The organism is Streptomyces sindenensis (assembly GCF_014649035.1).
In the GTDB taxonomy this organism is placed as follows: Bacteria; Actinomycetota; Actinomycetes; order Streptomycetales; family Streptomycetaceae; genus Streptomyces; species Streptomyces sindenensis.
In genome coordinates, this window is record NZ_BMSG01000003.1 from 80,570 (window position 1) to 101,441 (window position 20,872).

General features: G+C 70.3%; 19 protein-coding genes. 12 read left to right on the top strand and 7 right to left on the bottom strand.

Annotated elements, in window-relative coordinates; all coding sequences use genetic code 11:
* Window positions 1–29: 29 nt before the first annotated feature.
* Window positions 30–692, bottom strand: a complete 663-nt coding sequence (locus IE145_RS05555; protein WP_229825361.1) for a methyltransferase domain-containing protein — start codon at window positions 690–692, stop codon at window positions 30–32.
* A 128-nt stretch (window positions 693–820) separates the two neighbouring features.
* Window positions 821–1,420 (bottom strand): DUF3043 domain-containing protein, encoded by a 600-nt coding sequence (locus tag IE145_RS05560; protein ID WP_189519404.1) that lies wholly within the window; start codon window positions 1,418–1,420, stop codon window positions 821–823.
* A gap of 318 nt (window positions 1,421–1,738) precedes the next feature.
* Between IE145_RS05560 and IE145_RS05565 the strand changes: the two genes are divergently transcribed.
* The 5 genes from IE145_RS05565 (at window position 1,739) to IE145_RS05585 (ending at window position 8,380) form a co-directional block, all read left to right on the top strand.
* Window positions 1,739–2,524, top strand: coding sequence for a PspA/IM30 family protein (locus IE145_RS05565; RefSeq protein WP_189519406.1), 786 nt, complete (start codon window positions 1,739–1,741; stop codon window positions 2,522–2,524).
* A gap of 10 nt (window positions 2,525–2,534) precedes the next feature.
* Window positions 2,535–2,813, top strand: a complete 279-nt coding sequence (gene pspAA / locus IE145_RS05570; RefSeq protein ID WP_189519408.1) for a PspA-associated protein PspAA — start codon at window positions 2,535–2,537, stop codon at window positions 2,811–2,813.
* A gap of 177 nt (window positions 2,814–2,990) precedes the next feature.
* Entirely contained in the window at window positions 2,991–4,313 is a 1,323-nt protein-coding gene (locus IE145_RS05575; RefSeq protein ID WP_189519410.1) for a sensor histidine kinase, read from the top strand.
* Complete coding sequence (locus tag IE145_RS05580; protein ID WP_189519412.1) at window positions 4,310–5,038, top strand: response regulator; 729 nt, start codon at window positions 4,310–4,312, stop codon at window positions 5,036–5,038. The genes IE145_RS05575 and IE145_RS05580 overlap by 4 nt, the downstream gene beginning before the upstream one ends.
* A 186-nt stretch (window positions 5,039–5,224) precedes the next feature.
* A complete protein-coding gene (locus IE145_RS05585; RefSeq protein ID WP_189519415.1) occupies window positions 5,225–8,380 on the top strand; it encodes an efflux RND transporter permease subunit in 3,156 nt (1,051 codons plus the stop codon).
* 106 nt (window positions 8,381–8,486) lie between these two features.
* Here IE145_RS05585 and nadA read toward each other — a convergent pair whose 3' ends face one another.
* Complete coding sequence (gene nadA, locus IE145_RS05590; protein ID WP_506005039.1) at window positions 8,487–9,665, bottom strand: quinolinate synthase NadA; 1,179 nt, start codon at window positions 9,663–9,665, stop codon at window positions 8,487–8,489.
* Window positions 9,666–9,918: 253 nt separating this feature from the next.
* Here nadA and IE145_RS05595 point away from each other — a divergent pair, with 253 nt between their 5' ends.
* Window positions 9,919–10,275 (top strand): iron-sulfur cluster assembly accessory protein, encoded by a 357-nt coding sequence (locus IE145_RS05595; RefSeq protein ID WP_006123927.1) that lies wholly within the window; start codon window positions 9,919–9,921, stop codon window positions 10,273–10,275.
* Window positions 10,276–10,382: 107 nt separating this feature from the next.
* Here the strand turns inward: IE145_RS05595 and IE145_RS05600 are convergent, their stop codons facing one another.
* On the bottom strand, window positions 10,383–11,825 hold the full coding sequence (locus tag IE145_RS05600; RefSeq protein WP_189519419.1) for a hypothetical protein: 1,443 nt from the start codon (window positions 11,823–11,825) through the stop codon (window positions 10,383–10,385).
* A 216-nt stretch (window positions 11,826–12,041) separates the two neighbouring features.
* On the bottom strand, window positions 12,042–12,239 hold the full coding sequence (locus IE145_RS05605; RefSeq protein ID WP_189519421.1) for a hypothetical protein: 198 nt from the start codon (window positions 12,237–12,239) through the stop codon (window positions 12,042–12,044).
* A 156-nt stretch (window positions 12,240–12,395) separates the two neighbouring features.
* Here IE145_RS05605 and IE145_RS05610 point away from each other — a divergent pair, with 156 nt between their 5' ends.
* Complete coding sequence (locus IE145_RS05610) at window positions 12,396–13,370, top strand: carbohydrate kinase family protein (protein WP_006123924.1); 975 nt, start codon at window positions 12,396–12,398, stop codon at window positions 13,368–13,370.
* 15 nt (window positions 13,371–13,385) lie between these two features.
* Here the strand turns inward: IE145_RS05610 and IE145_RS05615 are convergent, their stop codons facing one another.
* Window positions 13,386–14,768, bottom strand: a complete 1,383-nt coding sequence (locus IE145_RS05615; protein WP_189519424.1) for a cysteine desulfurase/sulfurtransferase TusA family protein — start codon at window positions 14,766–14,768, stop codon at window positions 13,386–13,388.
* Window positions 14,769–15,041: 273 nt separating this feature from the next.
* Here IE145_RS05615 and ctaC point away from each other — a divergent pair, with 273 nt between their 5' ends.
* From ctaC to IE145_RS05635, 4 genes are all read left to right on the top strand, one after another.
* Window positions 15,042–16,010 carry an aa3-type cytochrome oxidase subunit II gene (gene ctaC / locus IE145_RS05620; RefSeq protein ID WP_032761681.1) on the top strand — a complete coding sequence of 323 codons (969 nt, stop codon included), beginning with the start codon at window positions 15,042–15,044 and terminating at the stop codon, window positions 16,008–16,010.
* Window positions 16,007–17,743, top strand: a complete 1,737-nt coding sequence (gene ctaD / locus IE145_RS05625) for an aa3-type cytochrome oxidase subunit I (RefSeq protein WP_032761680.1) — start codon at window positions 16,007–16,009, stop codon at window positions 17,741–17,743. Before ctaC ends, ctaD begins: the two co-directional genes overlap by 4 nt.
* Window positions 17,740–18,138, top strand: coding sequence for a cytochrome c oxidase subunit 4 (locus IE145_RS05630; protein ID WP_006123919.1), 399 nt, complete (start codon window positions 17,740–17,742; stop codon window positions 18,136–18,138). Before ctaD ends, IE145_RS05630 begins: the two co-directional genes overlap by 4 nt.
* A 141-nt stretch (window positions 18,139–18,279) precedes the next feature.
* Window positions 18,280–19,533, top strand: a complete 1,254-nt coding sequence (locus tag IE145_RS05635; RefSeq protein WP_189519426.1) for a L,D-transpeptidase — start codon at window positions 18,280–18,282, stop codon at window positions 19,531–19,533.
* 81 nt (window positions 19,534–19,614) lie between these two features.
* Here the strand turns inward: IE145_RS05635 and IE145_RS05640 are convergent, their stop codons facing one another.
* Window positions 19,615–20,016 carry a DNA-binding transcriptional response regulator gene (locus IE145_RS05640; RefSeq protein WP_189519428.1) on the bottom strand — a complete coding sequence of 134 codons (402 nt, stop codon included), beginning with the start codon at window positions 20,014–20,016 and terminating at the stop codon, window positions 19,615–19,617.
* 199 nt (window positions 20,017–20,215) lie between these two features.
* Between IE145_RS05640 and ctaE the strand changes: the two genes are divergently transcribed.
* On the top strand, window positions 20,216–20,836 hold the full coding sequence (ctaE, locus tag IE145_RS05645) for an aa3-type cytochrome oxidase subunit III (protein WP_003969635.1): 621 nt from the start codon (window positions 20,216–20,218) through the stop codon (window positions 20,834–20,836).
* Window positions 20,837–20,872: the final 36 nt, after the last annotated feature.

Sequence of the window (20,872 nt, forward strand, 5' to 3'; positions counted from 1 at the left end):
ATGGGCCGAACGGGCCGGCCGCCCTCCGGTCAGCCGCGTACCCCGCACAGATGCAGCAGGGCCGCCACACCCCGGTACGGGTCGGTCCGCCCGGCCCGGTCCTCCAGGGTCAGGACCCGCTCCAGCTCCTCGGCCGGCAGCTCCACGTCGTTGCCGACGTTGTCCGTGAAGACCCGCACCCCGTACCAGGCGTGCAGCGGGGCGGCGATCCCGGCGAGCGTGGCCCGCAGGGCGTCGAGCCGGTCCGCCCGCACGGTGAGGCCGAGGCGGTTGGTGTACGCGGGGGTGTCGAAGGCGGCCAGGGCCGCACCGAAGTCACCGGCGAGCCCCGGGCGCATCGCGAGCGCGTCCGCGTTCCGTACGAGCAGGGAGAGCAGACCGCCGGGCGCCAGCATCCGGGCGAGCCCGGCCAGCATCGGGTCCGGCTCCTCGACGTACATCAGGACGCCGTGGCACAGCACCACGTCGAAGCTGCCGGGCAGGAAGTGCACGCCGGTCTCCCGGCCGTCGCCCTCGATCAGCCTGACCCGCTCCCGGATGCCCTCCGGCTCGCTCGCCAGGGACGCCCGGGCCGACGCCAGCATCTCCGCGTCCGACTCCAGACCGGTCACCGAGTGACCGGCCCGCGCGAGGCGCAGCGCCTGGGTGCCCTGGCCCATGCCGACGTCCAGGACCCGCAGCCGCCGGCCCACCGGGAACCGTCCGGCTATCTGCTCGTCCAGCTGCCGGGCGACCAGCTCCTGGCGGACCTTGTTGCGTACGCCGTCGAGACCCGCCAGCCAGGCCGAGGAGACCCCGGTGAAGCCGGAGGCCTCCGTGCTCAGGGCCGCTCTCCGCGCTTGACCTGCGGCTTCGGCAGCCGCAGCCGGCGCATCTGGAGCGTGCGCATCAGGCCGTACGCCACGGCTCCGCGCTTCGGCGTGTCCGGGAAGCGCTCGCGGAGCTGCTTCTTCAGGCGGATCGACAGACCGATCGAGTCGATCACGATCAGGATGATCACACCGAGCCACAGCAGCAGCGAGATGCTCTGGATGTTCTGCACCTGGATCACGCTGAGGATCAGGATGATCACGGCGAGCGGCAGGAACCACTCGGCGACGCAGAAGCGCGAGTCCACGTAGTCGCGGACGAAACGGCGGACCGGGCCCTTGTCGCGGACCGGCAGATACCGCTCGTCGCCCGACGCGAGCGCCTCGCGCTGCCGGGCCAGGTCGGCGCGGCGCGCTTCGCGCTGGCGCTTCATGGCCGCCTTGCGGTCGCCGGGCGCCGCGGACGCGGCACGACGCCGCTGCGTCTGGGCCTCGCTGCGCTTGGGGGTGGGGCGACCCTTGGGAGCCTGCGGGTCGCGGGGCTGCTGGGAGAGGTCCGCCGTCACCTTGTCGGTGGGGGCCTTCTCTGTCTTGGCACGGCTACGGAACACAAAACCCAAGGGTACGGGGTCGGCGTGCGGACCCGGCGACGCGGGCGGCCACGATCCGGCAACGGACGGGTGCCCACAAGGGCCCCGACCGGCCGATACGGGCGTTTACCGACCGTTCGGAAGTCCGTCACGGGACGGCCCCGGGGCCTCACCTACACCCTGGGCGGGAGCGTTCGCCGTACGCACTCGTCCTTGGGGAGGAGCACATCGGTGCCCGAACAGTGCGGTAATAGAGGCAGGGCCCGTACTGTGGGTTCTATCGGGAGTGCTGGAGCTCAGTCCGTCAGAAGGGGGCGCGCGAAGCCCATGAGCGGTGTCATGAAGCGTATGGGAATGATCTTCCGCGCGAAGGCAAACAAGGCCCTTGACCGGGCCGAGGATCCGCGCGAGACCCTCGACTACTCGTACCAGAAGCAGCTGGAGCTGCTTCAGAAGGTGCGTCGCGGCGTCGCCGACGTGGCGACGTCCCGCAAGCGCCTGGAGCTGCAGCTGAACCAGCTGCAGGGCCAGTCGTCCAAGCTGGAGGACCAGGGCCGCAAGGCGCTGGCGCTGGGCCGCGAGGACCTGGCGCGCGAGGCGCTCTCACGGCGTGCCGCCCTTCAGCAGCAGGTCACCGACCTGGAGACGCAGCACACCACGCTGCAGGGCGAGGAGGAGAAGCTCACCCTCGCGGCGCAGCGCCTCCAGGCCAAGGTCGACGCCTTCCGCACGAAGAAGGAGACCATCAAGGCCACCTACACGGCGGCCCAGGCCCAGACCCGGATCGGCGAGGCCTTCTCCGGCATCTCCGAGGAGATGGGCGACGTCGGCCTCGCGATCCAGCGGGCCGAGGACAAGACGCAGCAGCTCCAGGCGCGGGCCGGCGCCATCGACGAGCTGCTCGCCTCCGGCGCCCTGGACGACCCGACCGGCACGGCGAAGGACGACATCGCCGCCGAGCTGGACCGGCTCTCCGGCGGCAGCGACGTGGAGCTGGAGCTCCAGCGCATGAAGGCCGAGCTGGCCGGCGGCTCCTCGTCCTCGCAGCAGGCCATCGAGGGCGGCGCCCAGGGCGGCTCCCAGCAGTCGCAGCAGTCGTCCCCGCACAAGTTCGACAAGCAGTGAGGGCAGCGTCATGATCGTACGGATCATGGGGGAGGGCCAGGTCAAGCTGGCCGACAGCCACATCGTCGAGCTGAACGAACTCGACGACGTCCTGCTCAAGGAGATGGAGAGCGGCGACGGCCCCGGCTTTCGCACGACGCTCCACGCACTCCTGGACAAGGTGCGCGAGCTCGGCACCCCGCTGCCGGACGACTCCCTGGAGCCGTCCGAGCTGATCCTGCCGGCTCCCGACGCCACCCTCGAAGACGTGCGCTCCATGCTCAGCGACGACGGCCTCATCCCCAACTGACCTCGGGCCGCCCACCAGCCCCCGGGGCCTGTCGGCCCCAGCACCCCTGCCCCGCGTCCGGTCCGCCGGCCGCGGGGCAGGGGTGCTTCCGGTCCGGGCCGGTCCCGGCCGGTGGCCCCGCCCGCTCGCGGAGGAAGGGGTACGCCGCCCACGACCGGCCGCGTACCGTTGCTGGGCGTGACCACCCTCTCGTCCGGCTTCGCGCGCGCCCGCCGCTGGCTGCGGGACCATCCGCTCGCCTTCGACGCGACCCTGGCGTTCTGCACCCTCGTCGCGATGATCTGCGGCTCGTTCACCGACCCGGGTGACGGCCACGGGCCGCCCGCCTTCGGGGCCCGTACGCCCGAGCTGTTCAGCGTGTTCCTGATGACCCTCGCCGCCGCGGCCCTCGTGCTGCGGCGGCGCCGCCCGATGCGGATCCTCGCCGTCACCGCGGCGCTCGCGGCCGTCGAGTACGTTCTGATGGACCCGTCCGCCCCCGTGGTCATGAGCACCGTCATCGCCCTCTACACCGTCGCCTCGCGGACCGACCGTCCGACGACGTGGCGGGTCGGGCTGCTGACCATGGGAGGGCTCACCGCGGCCGCGATGGTCTTCGGCTCGACCCCCTGGTACAGCCAGGAGAACTTCGGCGTCTTCGCCTGGACCGGGCTCGCCTCCGCCGCCGGGGACGCCGTACGCAGCAGGCGCGCGTTCGTCGACGCCATCCGGGAGCGGGCCGAGCGTGCCGAACGCACCCGGGAGGAGGAGGCCCGCCGCCGGGTCGCCGAGGAGCGGCTGCGGATCGCCCGGGACCTCCACGACGTCGTCGCCCACCACATCGCCCTCGTCAACGTCCAGGCCGGGGTCGCCGCCCACGTCATGGACAAGCGCCCGGACCAGGCCAAGGAAGCGCTCGCCCATGTCCGCGACGCCAGCCGCTCCGCCCTCAACGAACTCCGGGTCACCGTCGGCCTCCTGCGCCAGCAGGGCGACCCCGAGGCGCCCACCGAACCGGCCCCCGGGCTCGCCGTCCTCGGCGAACTGGTCACCACCTTCCGCAACGCCGGGCTCCCCGTCGAGGTGGCCTGCGCCGACCGCGACCGGCTGCCCGCCGCCGTCGACCTCGCCGCCTACCGGGTCATCCAGGAGGCCCTGACGAACGTCCGCAAGCACGCGGGCGCCGGGGCCAGGGCCGAGGTGAGCGTCGTACGGGTCGGCGCCACCGCCGAGGTTACCGTGCTCGACAACGGCCAAGGGAGCGCGGGCCGACGCCCCGGAGCCGCACCCGGCGGCGGGTCCGGTCCGGACGGCGGCGGCCCGGGCGACGGCGACGAGCAGACCGGCGGCGGTCATGGCCTGGTCGGCATGCGGGAACGCGTCACCGCCCTCGGCGGAGCCCTCACCGCGGGGCCTCGGTACGGCGGCGGGTTCCGGGTCCATGCGATCCTTCCGGTCGAGGCCCGCACGGGTGAACCGGACCGGCCGGGCACAGCGGGCGGGACGGGGCTCCGCCGATGACCCAGCCGACTTCGGCAACGACGGCCGAGGCGCGGGAAGCGCCGATCAGGGTGCTGCTCGCCGACGACCAGGCACTGCTGCGCAGCGCGTTCCGGGTGCTGGTGGACTCCGAGCCGGACATGGAGGTGGTCGGCGAGGCCGCCGACGGGACCCAGGCCGTCGAGCTGGCCCGCGCCACGGGCGCCGACGTGGTGCTCATGGACATCCGGATGCCGGGCACCGACGGGCTCGCCGCCACCCGCATGATCAGCGCCGACCCGGAGCTGGCCGCGGTGCGGGTGGTCATGCTCACCACCTTCGAGGTCGACGAGTACGTGGTCCAGTCGCTGCGCGCCGGGGCTTCCGGCTTCCTCGGCAAGGGCGCGGAGCCGGACGAACTCCTCAACGCCATCCGGATTGCCGCGGCCGGCGAGGCGCTCCTCTCCCCGGCCGCGACCAAGGGGCTCATCGCCACGTTCCTGGCCCAGGGCGGCAGCCCGCAGGAGGGGCCGGACGGCGCGGAGTACGCGGAGCGGCTGGCGGCGCTCACCGGCCGCGAACGCGAGGTGCTGGTGCAGGTCGCGGGCGGCCACCCCAACGACCGGATCGCCGAGCGGCTGGAGGTCAGCCCGCTCACCGTCAAGACCCATGTGAACCGGGCGATGGCGAAACTGGGCGCCCGGGACCGGGCCCAATTGGTGGTCATCGCCTACGAATCGGGCCTGGTGCGTCCCCGGGCGGACTGACCCGGAGGCGGGCACGGTGTACGGCGACGTACTCCACCTGCGGTATGCGCGGCACGAGAAAGCAGCCCGGCGGGCGACGTTTCGGCAGCGCGGAGCGGAGATCGTAGGACTGGGCCGGAGAGGTGGCCCCCGATGTTCTCCCCTCCCCGCCCTCCGCCGCGTACGCCACAGAAGAGAGACCCACCCATGTCCTGGCTGTCCAGATTCAGCCTCGCGCAAAGGGCCCTGATCGGGCTGATCTCGATCGTCGCGCTGGCCTTCGGCGCGATAGCGATCCCGCAGCTCAAGCAGCAGCTGCTGCCGACCATCGAACTGCCGATGGTCACGGTGCTGGCGCCCTACCAGGGTGCGTCTCCCGATGTAGTCGAGAAGCAGGTCGTCGAACCGCTGGAGAACTCCCTCAAGGCCGTCGACGGCGTCGAGTCCGTCACCTCCACCGCCAGCGAGGGCAACGCCCTCATCATGGCGACCTTCGACTTCGGCGACGAGGGCACCAAGCAGCTCGTCGCGGACATCCAGCAGGCGGTGAACCGGGCCCGCGCCCAGCTGCCCTCCGAGGTCGACCCGCAGGTCATCGCCGGTTCCACGGACGACATCCCGACGGTGGTCCTCGCCGTCACCTCCGACGAGGACCAGCAGACGCTGGCCGACCAGCTCGACCGCACGGTCGTCCCGGCCATCGAGGGCATCGAGGGCGTCGGCCAGGTCACCGTGGACGGCATCCAGGACCTCCAGGTCTCCGTCGTCCCCGACGACCAAAAGCTCGCCGCGGCCGGTCTGAACGCGGGCACGCTCGCCCAGGCCCTCCAGTCGGGTGGCGCCACCGTCCCGGCCGGCTCCTTCTCCGAGTCGGGCAAGAGCCGCACCATCCAGGTCGGCGGCTCCTACACCTCCCTGAAGCAGATCGAGGACCTCCAGGTCGTCGCGAAGGACCCGGCGGGCGGCGCGGACGAACCGGGCAGGCCGGTGCGCCTCGGTGACGTGGCCGAGGTGAAGCAGGAGCCGTCCACGGCGGTCTCCATCACCCGCACCAACGGCAAGCCGAGCCTCGCCGTGATGGCGACGATGGACAAGGACGGCAGCGCCGTCGCCATCTCGGACGCCGTCAAGGACAAGCTGCCCGGCCTCCGCGAGGACCTCGGTACGGGCGCCGAGCTGACCGTCGTCTCCGACCAGGGCCCCGCCGTCTCCAAGTCGATCTCGGGTCTGACCACGGAGGGCGCGCTCGGCCTCGTCTTCGCGGTCGTCGTGATCCTGGTCTTCCTCGCCTCGATCCGCTCGACGCTGGTCACCGCGGTCTCCATCCCGCTCTCGATCGTCCTCGCGCTGATCGTGCTCTGGACCCGCGACCTGTCGCTCAACATGCTCACCCTCGGCGCGCTCACCATCGCCATCGGCCGGGTCGTCGACGACTCGATCGTGGTCCTGGAGAACATCAAGCGCCACCTCGGCTACGGCGAGGAGCGCCACGCGGCGATCATCAACGCGGTCAAGGAGGTCGCCGGAGCGGTCACCTCCGCGACCCTGACCACCGTCGCGGTCTTCCTGCCCATCGGTCTGGTCGGCGGCATGGTCGGCCAGCTCTTCGGCTCGTTCTCGCTGACCGTCACCGCCGCGCTGCTGGCCTCCCTGCTGGTCTCGCTCACCGTGGTGCCGGTCCTGTCGTACTGGTTCCTGCGCGCGCCCAAGGGCACCCCCGAGGACGCGGCGGAGGCCCGGCGCCTGGCCGAGGAGAAGGAAGCGGCCAGCAGGCTCCAGCGGATCTACGTCCCGGTCCTGCGCTTCGCGACCCGGCGCCGGATCACCAGCCTCGTCATCGCCGTCGCCGTGCTCCTGGGCACCTTCGGCATGGTGCCGCTGCTGAAGACGAACTTCTTCGACGCCGGTGAGCAGGAGGTCCTGACCGTCAAGCAGGAACTCGCCCCCGGCACCAGCCTGGAAGCCGCCGACGAGGCCGCCCGCAAGGTCGAGAAGGTGCTGACCGAGGACAAGGGCGTCAAGGACTACCAGGTCACGGTCGGCTCCTCCGGCTTCATGGCCGCCTTCGGCGGTGGCACCGGCTCCAACCAGGCCTCCTACCAGGTCACCCTGAAGGACGCCGCGGACTACGAGGACGCCCAGGACCGCATCGACGAGGCCCTCGGCAAGCTCGACGGCATCGGCGACACCACCATCGCCGCGGGCGACGGCTTCGGCTCCCAGGACCTGAGCGTCGTGGTCAAGGCCGCCGACGCCGACGTCCTGAAGAAGGCGTCCGAGGCGGTCCGCGACGAGGTCGCCACCCTCAAGGACGTCACCGACGTCCAGAGCGACCTGGCGCAGAGCGTCCCGCGCGTCTCGGTCACCGCCAACGACAAGGCGGCCGCCGCCGGATTCGACTCCGCCGCCCTCGGCGGGATCGTCGCCGGAGCCGTCCGCGGTACGCCCGCCGGCTCCGCGACGCTGGACGACACCGAGCGCGACATCGTCATCCGGTCCTCGAAGCCGGCCGCCTCCGTGGCCGAGCTGAAGGCCCTGCCGCTCGGTCCCGTCAAGCTCGGCGACATCGCCGACGTGAAGGTCGTCCCCGGCCCGGTCTCGATGACCCGGATCGACGGACAGCGCTCCGCGACGGTCACCGCCAAGCCCGTCGGCGACAACACCGGCGCGGTCAGCGCCGATCTCGCCAAGAAGATCGACGCCCTGGACCTGCCGGAGGGCGCCACCGCCACCATCGGCGGCGTCACCGAGGACCAGAACGAAGCGTTCATGCAACTCGGCCTCGCCATGCTGGCGGCCATCGCGATCGTCTTCATGCTCCTGGTGGCCACGTTCCGGTCGCTCGTCCAGCCGCTGATCCTGCTGGTCTCCGTGCCGTTCGCGGCGACCGGGGCGCTGGCCCTGCTGCTCGTCACGGGCACCCCGCTGGGCGTCCCCGCGATGATCGGCATGCTGATGCTCATCGGCATCGTGGTCACCAACGCGATCGTGCTGATCGACCTGATCAACCAGTACCGGGCCCAGGGCCTCGGGATCATGGAGGCGGTCATCGAGGGCGGCCGCCACCGCTTCCGCCCGATCATCATGACGGCGCTCGCGACCATCTTCGCCCTGCTCCCGATGGCGCTCGGCGTCACCGGCGAGGGCGGCTTCATCTCGCAGCCGCTGGGCGTCGTGGTGATCGGCGGTCTGATCAGCTCCACGCTGCTGACCCTGCTGCTCGTGCCGACGCTGTACGCGATGGTCGAGCTGCGCAAGGAGCGCCGCGCCAAGAAGAAGGCCGCCAAGCGCGCGGCCAAGGCCGGCGTTCCGGACCGGCCGGAGCCGGAGGAGGCCCGCGAGGCCGAGCCGGCCCAGGCCTGACCGGAAGAGAGGCAGGGGCCCGTCCCACGCGCTCGCGCGGGACGGGCCCCTGTGGCGTACGGCGGCTCCCAGACGTCTGCGCCCAGCCGCCCGGAACGGATACGCCTTACGGCAGCGCCAGCATCCGCTCCAGCGCGAGCTTGGCGTACTTCTCCGTCTCCGGGTCGACCTCGATCCGGTTGACCAGCTTGCCGTCGGCCAGCGACTCCAGGGTCCAGACCAGGTGCGGCAGGTCGATGCGGTTCATCGTCGAGCAGAAGCAGACCGTCTTGTCGAGGAAGACGATCTCCTTGTCCTCGTCGGCGAAACGGTTCGCCAGGCGGCGCACCAGATTCAGCTCCGTACCGATGGCCCACTTCGAGCCGCGCGGGGCCGCCTCCAGGGCCTTGATGATGTACTCCGTCGAGCCCACGTAGTCCGCGGCGGCGACGACCTCGTGCTTGCACTCCGGGTGCACCAGCACGTTGACGCCGGGGATCCGGGCGCGCACGTCCTCGACCGACTCGACCGAGAAGCGGCCGTGGACCGAGCAGTGGCCGCGCCACAGGATCATCTTCGCGTCCCGCAGCTGCTCGGCGGTGAGGCCGCCGTTCGGCTTGTGCGGGTTGTAGACGACGCAGTCGGTGAGGCTCATCCCCATGTCCCGCACGGCCGTGTTGCGGCCCAGGTGCTGGTCGGGGAGGAAGAGGACCTTCTCGCCCTGCTCGAAGGCCCACTCCAGGGCGCGCTTCGCGTTCGAGGAGGTGCAGATCGTGCCGCCGTGCTTGCCGGTGAAGGCCTTGATGTCGGCGGAGGAGTTCATGTACGAGACGGGCACCACCTGGTCGGCGACCCCGGCGTCCGTCAGCACGTCCCAGCACTCGGCGACCTGCTCGGCGGTGGCCATGTCGGCCATCGAGCAGCCGGCCGCCAGGTCGGGCAGCACGACCGCCTGGGCGTCGGTGGTCAGGATGTCCGCGGACTCGGCCATGAAGTGCACACCGCAGAAGACGATGTACTCCGCCTCCGGGCGCGCGGCGGCGTCGCGGGCCAGCTTGAACGAGTCACCGGTGACGTCCGCGAACTGGATGACCTCGTCGCGCTGGTAGTGGTGGCCGAGGACGAACACCTTGTCCCCGAGCTTCTCCTTCGCGGCGCGGGCGCGCTCCACCAGGTCCGGGTCGGACGGGGAGGGGAGGTCGCCGGGGCATTCGACGCCGCGCTCGCTCCTCGGGTCGGCCTCGCGGCCGAGCAGCAGCAGCGCGAGGGGTGTGGGAGTTACGTCCAGGGGCTGGGCCGTGGTCACGTCACGCACCCTTTCTTCTTCTGCGTTCTGCTCTGCGGCTTCGGCGAACGCGCCTTTTCGTCTATTTGACGCTATCTATGATAGCCGCTTCGTGTCACTTTGACGATGCCGATAGCGTCGATGTGACGCATCCCCCGGGCGAGTGGGTGTGCGAGCATGAAAAGGAACAGACACGCGCTTGGCCCGGAATGATTCCGGGGCTGAGACGGTTGAACCGTCGGCAAGCAGTCCGTACAACCCGGGAGAGAAGCAGATGTCCGTATCGGACGAGACCACCACCGTGAGCGACGGCATCCTCCTGTCCGACGCCGCCGCAGCCAAGGTCAAGGCCCTGCTGGAGCAGGAAGGCCGCGAGGACCTGGCGCTGCGCGTCGCCGTTCAGCCCGGCGGTTGCTCGGGCCTGCGCTACCAGCTCTTCTTCGACGAGCGCTCGCTCGACGGCGATGTGGTGAAGGACTTCGACGGTGTCAAGGTCGTCACCGACCGCATGAGCGCCCCGTACCTGGGCGGCGCCTCCATCGACTTCGTCGACACCATCGAGAAGCAGGGCTTCACGATCGACAACCCCAACGCCACCGGCTCCTGCGCCTGCGGCGACTCGTTCAGCTAAGCGCCGCGAGCGGAAGACGCACGGCTCACGGCATACGGAGGCGGCCCCGGGAATCACTCCCGGGGCCGCCTCCGTCTTTCCTGCCCTGTCCCGCGCCGGCGTCCGGGTCAGCCGCGCGGCACCGCGCTGCCCGAGGCCGCGTCGATCACCGTGCGGTCGCCCAGCGGCTTCTCCAGCGTCACCGTCCGGGTCAGCTCCTTGGCGATCATGATGCAGGCCTTCTTGCCCTCCTGCGGCTTCTCCGTCACCGTGATCCGCACCTGGCCCGGGCTCTCCTTCGCGCTCGCCGTGTACGTACTGCACACACCGCCCCAGAAGGTCACCTCAAGAGTCCGCCCGTCCGCACCGTACGAGGTCACCTTCCGGTCCCCGGAGGGCGTCGTCGGGGCGTCCGGCTGCTCGATGAACTTCGGGTCCACCGCCACCTGCGTGACCGTGTTCTCCGGGCCGCCGGGGGCCTGGCGGACCGTGAAGAGCCAGGACGGCACCAGCGTCTGCCGGCCGTCCACGTAGTTCAGCGCCAGACCGAACACCGCGTCCTCGACCGTCTTCGTCACCGGCGCCCGCTTGCCGTTCGACGGCACGCACTGCGGATCGGAGGGAGGCTTCGGCTCGCCCTCCAGCGGTACGGGAGTGGCGCAGCCGCCGATGTCCCGGCCGCCGTCGCCCTTGCCCCGGCTCGCCTCGTTCAGCTGCTTCAGCGCCTCGTCCGCGCCGACCGCCGGGTAGGTGGCGCCCTTCTCCAGCGCCTTCAGGTGCCCGCTGCCGCCGGTCACCTTGCCGTCCGGCCCCACCTGGACCCCGGTCGACCAGCCGTACGTCGGGAGCCCGTCGACCTTCGGATCGGCGTTCACCACACGGACGTCGCCCATGAGCTGGCCCGCGTTGAGCGCCGCGTCGTCCTGGCCCGCCGCCTTGAGCACCGGGGCCGCGGCCGCCTTCGCCGCCTTCTCGCTCACCGGGTCGCCGCCGGGCTCCGTTGCGCCGTTCGCGCACATCGTGCCCGGCTCGCAGGGCTTGGTCGGGGTGGTGCGGGCGAACGTCCAGGTGCCCGGGGCCTGCTTGGCCACCTTCAGGAGCGCGCCGGGACCGTCGTCGTCGCCGACCACCCACGAGGTGCCCTCGGTGCGCGGCGTGCCCGGGATGCCCAGGGCCTTCGCCAGCCGGGCGACATCGGCCGACGCCACCGTGCCCCTGGCGTGGTGGACGGCCGCCTCGTCCGGACCGTCGGGGAGTTCGCCCGCGGCCCGGTAGATCACGGGCGGCCCGCCCGGATCCGGCTCACCGGGGGCGATACCGGCGGGCGGGGAGTCCGAGGCGGAGGACGGGGAGCCCGGTCCGTCCGCCGCGGCGTCCAGGGCCAGCATGGGGGCCTGCTTCTTCGCCGCCGTGGCACTGTCGGCCCCGCCGCCGTCGCCCGAGGCGGTCGAGGCCCAGTACGCCCCGCCACCCCCGGCCAGCAGCACGGCCGCGGCCACCGAGGCCACCGCGAGCGGCGGACGCCGCCGCCGGGGGCCGGTCACGTCGTTGTCGGGTCGCTCGGTGCTCACCGGATCGCTCCTTCGCCTGCGTTGCCGTCGCGGCGCCTACCGCGTGCCCCGGACGGGGACACCGATGGGACGGAGCCGAGGAGCGTACGGTTCCACCGGCCGGGGGAGACCCGGACGCGGGCAGCGCACGATTCACGCCGGGGCGGGCGCGGAAAGGCCGAAAGGCGATCCTGCCCGCCCGGTCCCTCACCGGCCCTTGCCGGTCCTCGCCGGTGCTCAGTCCCCGTACTCGGACATCGCGTCGATCAGCCGCGCCGACGAGGGCGGCACCGTCACCCCGCTGATCAGGGACGGCCTCACCGGGACCGGGGCGGTCTTCACCGGCGCCCGCCAGTGCGGAGCCATCCGCGCACAGTCACCGCGCAGTGCGGCCAGGCTCAATTCCGACTCGGGCAATGCGGTGTGCTTCGACATATCCGCACCGTAACCACGGTCGCACTCAGGTAGAAAGCCCTACTATCGGGTAGTTTTCCCTTTTCCTGGAGGTCGGGTCACCCGGTAGCGTGAACTGTCACGTCGTCCCGGAGGGCGCACTCACGGCCCTTCGCCTTCCGCAGGAGCAGTCTCCCCGTGCGTATTGCAGTCACCGGCTCGATCGCCACCGACCACCTCATGACCTTCCCCGGCCGCTTCGCCGACCAGCTGGTCGCGGATCAGCTGCACACGGTCTCCCTCTCCTTCCTGGTCGACAACCTCGACGTCCGCCGCGGCGGTGTCGCCGCCAACATCTGCTTCGGCATGGGCCTGCTCGGCACCAAGCCGATCCTGGTGGGCGCCGCCGGGGCCGACTTCGACGAGTACCGCGCCTGGCTCGACCGGCACGGCGTCGAGACCGGTTCGGTCCGTATCTCCGAGGTCCTGCACACCGCCCGCTTCGTCTGCACCACCGACGCCGACCACAACCAGATCGGCTCCTTCTACACCGGCGCGATGAGCGAGGCCCGCCTCATCGAGCTGAAGAGCGTCGCCGACCGCGTCGGCGGCCTCGACCTCGTCTCCATCGGCGCCGACGACCCCGAGGCGATGCTCCGCCACACCGAGGAGTGCCGCTCCCGGAACATCCCGTTCGCCGCCGACTTCTCCCAGCAGATCGCGCGGATGGACGGCGAGGAGATCCGCATCCTCCTCGACGGCGCCACCTACCTCTTCTCCAACGAGTACGAGAAGGGCCTCATCGAGTCCAAGACCGGCTGGAGCGACGAGGAGATCCTCTCCAAGGTCGGCCACCGCGTCACCACCCTCGGCGCCCGCGGTGTCCGGATCGAGCGGGCCGGCGAGCCGGTCATCGAGGTCGGCTGCCCCGAGGAGGACACCAAGGCCGACCCCACCGGCGTCGGCGACGCCTTCCGTGCCGGCTTCCTCTCCGGTCTCGCCTGGGGCGTCGGCCTGGAGCGCGCCGCCCAGGTCGGCTGCATGCTCGCCACCCTGGTCATCGAGACGGTCGGCACCCAGGAGTACACCCTGCGCCGCACCCACTTCATGGACCGCTTCACCAAGGCGTACGGACACGAGGCCGCCGCCGAGGTCCAGCAGCACCTGGCGTGAACAGCACCCTCTGACTCAGCCGAGCCGGCGGACCACATAGGCCGAACCCCGGTCCGCCGGCTCTTCGCCCACGTACTCCTGACCGCGCATCTCGCACCAGGCCGGGATGTCCAGGCGCGCCGCCTCGTCATCGGCGAGCACCGTCACCGTGGCGCCCACCGTTACCTCCCCGATCACCTTTGCGAGTTCGATCACCGGGATCGGGCAGCGGCGGCCCAGCGCGTCGACCACCCGGGACGCGGCGGGCGCGGGGGAGGGGGGCGCGGACACCGGCGCCCCGAGCCGCTCCCGTACCTCCGCGACCACCCCGGGCAGCACCTCCAGGAAGCGGTCCACGTCCGCCCCGGCCGTGCCCCGCGGCAGCGACACCCGCACGTTCCCCTCCGAGAGCACCCCCATCGCCTTGAGCACATGGCTCGGCGTCAGCGTGCTGCTGGTACAGGACGAACCGGACGATACGGAGAACTCCTTCCGGTCCAGCTCGTGCAGCAGGGTCTCCCCGTCGACATAGAGACAGGAGAAGGTGACCAGATGCGGCAGCCGCCGCACCGGATCGCCCACCACCTCCACATCGGGCACCCGCTCGGCCACCACGCTCCGGATCCGGTCCACCAGGGCCCGCAGCCGCACCGCCTCCGCCGCCGCCTCGCCCCGTACCGCGCGCAGCGAGGCCGCCGCCGCCACGATCGCCGGGAGGTTCTCGAACCCCGGCGCCCGCCCCGCCTCCCGCTCCCCTCCCGGGCCCTGCGGCGAGAAGCGGGTCCCCTTGCGGACCGCGAGCAGCCCGACCCCGGCCGGCCCGCCCCACTTGTGCGCGCTCGCCGTCAGCAGCGACCAGCCCGCCGGGACCGGCCCCCAGCCGAGCGACTGGGCCGCGTCCACCAGCAGCGGCACCCCGGCCCCGGCGCAGAGCGCGGCGACCTCGGCCACCGGCTGCTCGGTGCCCACCTCGTGGTTGGCCGACTGGAGACACGCCAGCGCGGTGTCCGCCCGCAGCGCCGCCGCGTACGCCGCCGGGTCCACCGCCCCGGACCGGTCCACCGGGACCTCGGTGCACGAACCGCCCGCCGCCTCGTGGGCCGCCGCCGCATGGAGCACCGACGAGTGTTCGACAGCCGAGTGGGCCAGATGGCGGCCGACACGCCGACGGCCCGAAAGAGCCCCGGCAATTCCCGCGTGCACCGCCGTGGTCCCGGACGAGGTGAAGACCAGCTCGTCGGGGCGGCACCCGACGGCCTCCGCGGCCGCCTCCCGGGCCGCGTCCAGGAGCAGCCGGGCCCGCCGCCCCTCCCGGTACAGGCGGGCGGGATCGGCCCAGCCCTCGTCGAGCGCGGCAAGCAGGGCCTGGCGTGCGACGGGGTGCAGGGGGGCGGCGGAGGCGGCATCGAAGTAGGGCACCCCGCCACGCTAGCCCGCACCCGGCCGGACCTCGCCGGGGGCCGCTCCTCCCGGACGGGCGAGTGGGCGTCAGATGGAGGCCGGAGCCCCGCATTCCACCCCAAGGGGGTGTCCGGCGGCGCGTTGGGCACCCTCCCCGCGCGACCCCAAATAGCGTCCAGTAGGGTTTGGTCCGCATAAACATCCAAACCCCTGCCCGCGTCAGGGCCGGCGACCGACCAGAGACATACGGGCGCGCCGACCGTGCGGGCGAGACTCTCGGGAAGGCGCTACGTGAGTCCCAACGGCTCCGACCGCTCGTCGCGGCGCCCGATGCGGCGGAAGCTGCCGCAGGTGCTGACTGCGGGCCTGGTCCTGGCGACGGCCTCCGGTTGTTCATACAACTGGGAGGATTTTCCCCGCCTCGGTATGCCCACCCCGGTAACGGAAGAGGCCCCTCGGATCCTCTCCCTCTGGCAAGGCTCGTGGGCGGCAGCGCTCGTCACGGGTGTCCTTGTCTGGGGGCTGATCCTCTGGAGCGTCTTCTTCCACCGGCGTAGCCGGACCAAGGTGGAGGTACCTCCGCAGACCAGGTACAACATGCCCATCGAGGCGTTGTACACAGTGGTTCCCCTCATCATCGTCTCGGTGCTCTTCTACTTCACCGCGCGTGATGAGTCGAAGCTCCTCGAGCTCTCCGACAAGCCGGCCCACACCATCAACGTGGTCGGCTTCCAGTGGAGCTGGGGCTTCAACTACATCGAGAAGGTGGATGGCCAGCCCGCTGCGGGCCCCGAGGTCCCCAAGGAGCTCAACGCCATCCCCGACAAGTACCAGAAGGACTTCCCCGAGGGGGCCGGCGGCGTCTACGACGTGGGCATCCCCGGGACCCGCAACCCGCAGAACGGCAACCCGGGTCCGACCCTGTGGCTGCCGAAGGGGGAGAAGGTCCGCTTCGTCCTCACTTCGCGTGACGTCATCCACTCCTTCTGGGTGGTGCCGTTCCTCATGAAGCAGGACGTCATTCCGGGCCACACCAACGTGTTCGAGGTGACCCCCAACCGCGAGGGCACCTTCATGGGCAAGTGTGCCGAGCTCTGCGGCGTCGACCACTCCCGGATGCTCTTCAACGTCAAGGTCGTCTCCCCGGAGCGTTACCAGCAGCACCTCAAGGAGCTGGCTGAGAAGGGTCAGACGGGCTACGTGCCGGCAGGGATCGCGCAGACGGACCCGGCCAGGAATGCGGAGAAGAACCAACTGTGAGCATCCTCAACGAACCTCAGGGTGCCGCTCCGGCAGACGACTCGTACGAGGACGAACTGCCCGTGCGGCGCAAGCAGCCCGGAAACGTCGTCGTCAAGTGGATGACCACCACTGACCACAAGACGATCGGCACGCTCTACCTGGTCACGTCGTTCGCCTTCTTCATCATCGGCGGACTCATGGCGCTCTTCATGCGCGCCGAGCTCGCTCGTCCCGGCACGCAGATCATGTCGAACGAGCAGTTCAACCAGGCGTTCACGATGCACGGCACGATCATGCTGCTGATGTTCGCGACGCCGCTGTTCGCCGGATTCGCGAACTGGATCATGCCGCTCCAGATCGGCGCGCCCGACGTGGCGTTCCCGCGGCTGAACATGTTCGCGTACTGGCTCTACCTCTTCGGCTCGCTCATCGCGGTGGCCGGGTTCCTCACCCCGCAGGGCGCGGCCGACTTCGGCTGGTTCGCCTACGCGCCGCTGAACGACGCGGTCCGCTCGCCGGGCATCGGCGCCGACATGTGGATCATGGGTCTGGCCTTCTCCGGCTTCGGCACGATCCTCGGCTCGGTCAACTTCATCACCACGATCATCTGCATGCGCGCACCCGGCATGACGATGTTCCGCATGCCGATCTTCACCTGGAACGTCCTGCTGACCGGTGTTCTGGTCCTGCTGGCCTTCCCGGTTCTGGCCGCCGCGCTCTTCGCGCTGGAGGCGGACCGTAAATTCGGTGCGCATATCTTCGACTCCGCCAATGGCGGCGCACTGCTCTGGCAGCACCTCTTCTGGTTCTTCGGACACCCAGAGGTGTACATCATCGCGTTGCCGTTCTTCGGAATCATTTCCGAGGTCATCCCGGTCTTCAGCCGCAAGCCGATGTTCGGCTACATCGGTCTGATCGCCGCGACGATCGCCATCGCCGGCCTTTCCGTGACGGTGTGGGCGCACCACATGTACGTCACCGGCGGTGTGCTGTTGCCGTTCTTCTCCTTCATGACGTTCCTCATCGCCGTACCAACAGGCGTGAAGTTCTTCAACTGGATCGGCACGATGTGGAAGGGGTCGTTGTCCTTCGAGACACCGATGCTCTGGGCCGTCGGCTTCCTGATCACCTTCACCTTCGGTGGTCTGACCGGCGTCATCCTCGCCTCGCCCCCGATGGACTTCCACGTCTCCGACTCGTACTTCGTCGTCGCGCACTTCCACTACGTCATCTTCGGCACCGTGGTCTTCGCGATGTTCTCCGGATTCCACTTCTGGTGGCCGAAGTTCACCGGCAAGATGCTGGACGAGCGGCTCGGCAAGATCACGTTCTGGACGCTGTTCGTGGGCTTCCACGGCACGTTCCTGGTGCAGCACTGGCTCGGTGCCGAGGGCATGCCGCGGCGTTACGCGGACTACCTCGACGCCGACGGCTTCACCGCGCTGAACACGATCTCGACGATCTCCTCGTTCCTGCTCGGTCTGTCGATGCTCCCGTTCTTCTACAACGTCTGGAAGACCGCGAAGTACGGCAAGAAGATCGAGGTCGACGACCCGTGGGGTTACGGCCGTTCGCTGGAGTGGGCGACCTCCTGCCCGCCGCCGCGGCACAACTTCCTCACCCTGCCGCGGATCCGCTCCGAATCCCCGGCGTTCGACCTGCACCACCCGGAGATCACCGCGCTGGAGCAGCTCGGCCATGACTCCGAGTCGGACAAGGCCCTGGCCGGCGGCAAGGAGGCAGGCAAGTGAAGATCCAGGGACAGATGTTCATCTGGCTGAGCGTCTTCATCCTCGGCATGGCCGTCGTGTACGGCGTGTGGTCGAAGGAGCCGGTCGGCACCACCGCCCTCTTCCTGGCCTTCGGCCTGGCCATCATGATCGGCTTCTACCTGGCCTTCACGGCCAACCGGGTCGACGCGATGGCCCAGGACAACAAGGAAGCCGATGTCGCCGACGAGGCGGGCGAGCTGGGGTTCTTCTCCCCGCACAGCTGGCAGCCGCTCTCCCTGGCGGTCGGCGGGGCCTTCGCCTTCCTGGGCGTCGTCTTCGGCTGGTGGCTGCTCTACTTCTCCGCCCCCCTGCTCCTGATCGGCCTCTTCGGCTGGGTCTTCGAGTACTACCGGGGCGAGAACCGCACCCAGTGACACCGCACCCCGTGCCACCGCCCGGGCGGTGACACGCGCTACACCACGAAAGGCCCGCGCCGCCGCAAGCGACGCGGGCCTTTCGCCCGTTTGCAGTCACTGAACGCGCTGGAACGGAGGAGTCTTCCTAGCGTGGAGCGCATGAACCACACGCCGCGCATCCGCACCGCAGTGAGCTGCACCCTCCTGGTCGTGACCCTCGTCGCGGGTGCGACCGCCTGTGGCTCGCCCGACGACCACCCGCTCTCCACGAAGCCTTACGACGCGGGCGACCAGATCTCCTTCAACGGCCCCTCCGACAAGGAGAAGGCCGACCCCGACAAGCCCCTGGAAGTCACCGTCAAGGGTGACGACGGGCGCATCACCGACGTCAGCGCCGTGGACACCGGCGGCCGCCACCTCGCGGGCGAACTCTCCGCCGACGGCAGGCGCTGGCGCTCCACCGCCCCGCTCGCGGCAGGCACCGGATACACCGTCAGGGTCTCCACCGAGAACGGCGACGGCGCCCCGGGCGTCCGTACGCTCTCCTTCGACACCTCCTCGCCCAAGAAGCTGCTGAAGGTCGCCTTCGGCCCGGAGGCGGGCACCTACGGCGTCGGACAGCCCATCACAGCGGAACTCAGCGCTCCGATCACCGACAAGGCGTCCCGGGCCACCGTCGAGCGCGCCCTGAAGGTCCGCTCCACCCCGGCCACCACCGGCTCCTGGTACTGGGTCGACGACAAGAAGCTGCACTACCGTCCGAAGGAGTACTGGCCGGCGAACGCCACCATCGAGGTGCGCTCCAACCTGGCCGGCATCAAGGTGACCAACGCGCTCTACGGAGCCGAGGCCAAGCCCCTCAAGCTCACCACCGGCGACCGGATCGAGGCCATCACCGACGCCGCGAACCACAGCCTGACGGTGTACCGCAACGGAGAAGTGATCAATACCATTCCGGTCACCACCGGCAAGCCCGGATTCTCCACCCGCAACGGGGTCAAGGTGGTGCTCGCCAAGGAGCAGTTCGTCCGCATGCGCGGCGAGTCCATCGGCATCGCCGCCGGCTCCTCGGAGTCCTACGACCTGCCGGTCTACTGGGCCACCCGGGTGACCTGGAGCGGCGAGTACGTCCACGCCGCCCCCTGGTCCACCGGCTCCCAGGGCAACGCCAACGTCAGCCACGGCTGCACCGGCATGAGCACGAGCAACGCCGAATGGTTCTTCGACACCGTACGCGAGGGCGACATCGTCAAGGTCGTCGGCAGCCAGGGCGAGGACATGGACCCGTTCGGCAACGGGTTCGGCGACTGGAACCTCTCCTGGGAGAAGTGGCAGCAGGGCAGCGCGCTGCACGAAGGGGTGCCGGACAGCCCGCGGACGCTCCGGACCGCCCGGCTGCGGCCCCACGTATGACCGGGCAGGGCCCGCGAAGTCGCCGAGAAGCCCCCACGCCCCCTGCGGGCCGTGGGGGCTTCTGTGCGCCTCAGGAGGCTCTCAGGCCTCCACGGCGAGCCGCTTGCGCAGCAGTGCCGCCAGGGCGTCGGCGAACTCGACCGGGTCCACCGGCAGCGTCACAGCGGCCTCCGCGCGGCTCCAGGTGGCCAGCCACGCGTCCTGCGGGCGGCCGATCAGCAGGAGGACCGGCGGGCAGCGGAAGATCTCGTCCTTGATCTGGCGGCAGACGCCCATGCCGCCGACGGGAGCCGTCTCCCCGTCCAGCACGCACACGTCGATGCCGCCGCCGTCCAGCGCCTTCAGGACGGCCGGGAGCGTCGCGCACTCCAGGAACTCCACCGGTGGGACGTCCGCGGCAGGCCTGCGACCGGCTGCCAGCCTCACCTGCTCGCGGATGTTGGCGTCGTCGCTGTAGACCAGGACCGTGGCGGTCGCCTGCATTGTTCCTCCGTGACATCGACGTCGTCGGGGCTCTCGGGGCATGAACCGATGCGCGGATCGTACTCCGCCCGACCGGCCGTCAGCACCGGTAATGACGACGATCCGATGGGCCGTTCGGCGCAGGGCGGGACCCCTGCCGACGGTACGGACACACCGAACGGCACCCCCCGGGGTGAGGGCGGGATAAGCGACCGACATAATGTCGGTCGTGGCGACAGCAACGACAGTAGAAACCGGGCACGCGCACCCGTCGGTCAATCGGCCGAACCTCACCAGCGTCGGAACCATCATCTGGTTGAGTTCCGAGCTGATGTTCTTCGCGGCCCTCTTCGCGATGTACTTCACCCTGCGATCGGTGATGGGACCCGATTACTGGAAGGAGATGTCCGATCATCTGAACTTCCCGTTCTCGGCGACGAACACCACGATCCTGGTGCTCTCCTCACTCACCTGCCAGCTCGGCGTCTTCGCCGCCGAGCGGGGCGATGTGAAGAAGCTCCGCACCTGGTTCATCATCACGTTCGTGATGGGTGCGATCTTCATCGGCGGCCAGGTCCTGGAGTACACCGAGCTGGTCAAGGACGCGGGGCTCTCCCTCTCGTCCGACCCGTACGGCTCGGTGTTCTACCTGACCACCGGCTTCCACGGTCTGCACGTGACAGGCGGTCTCATCGCCTTCCTGCTGGTCCTCGGCAGAACGTATGCGGCCAAGAGGTTCACCCACGATCAGGCCACCGCCGCCATCGTCGTGTCCTACTACTGGCACTTCGTCGATGTCGTATGGATCGGCCTGTTCGCAACGATCTACATGATCAAGTAACCGGGCTCGCACCCGCCCACCATCGACGCAGAAGAT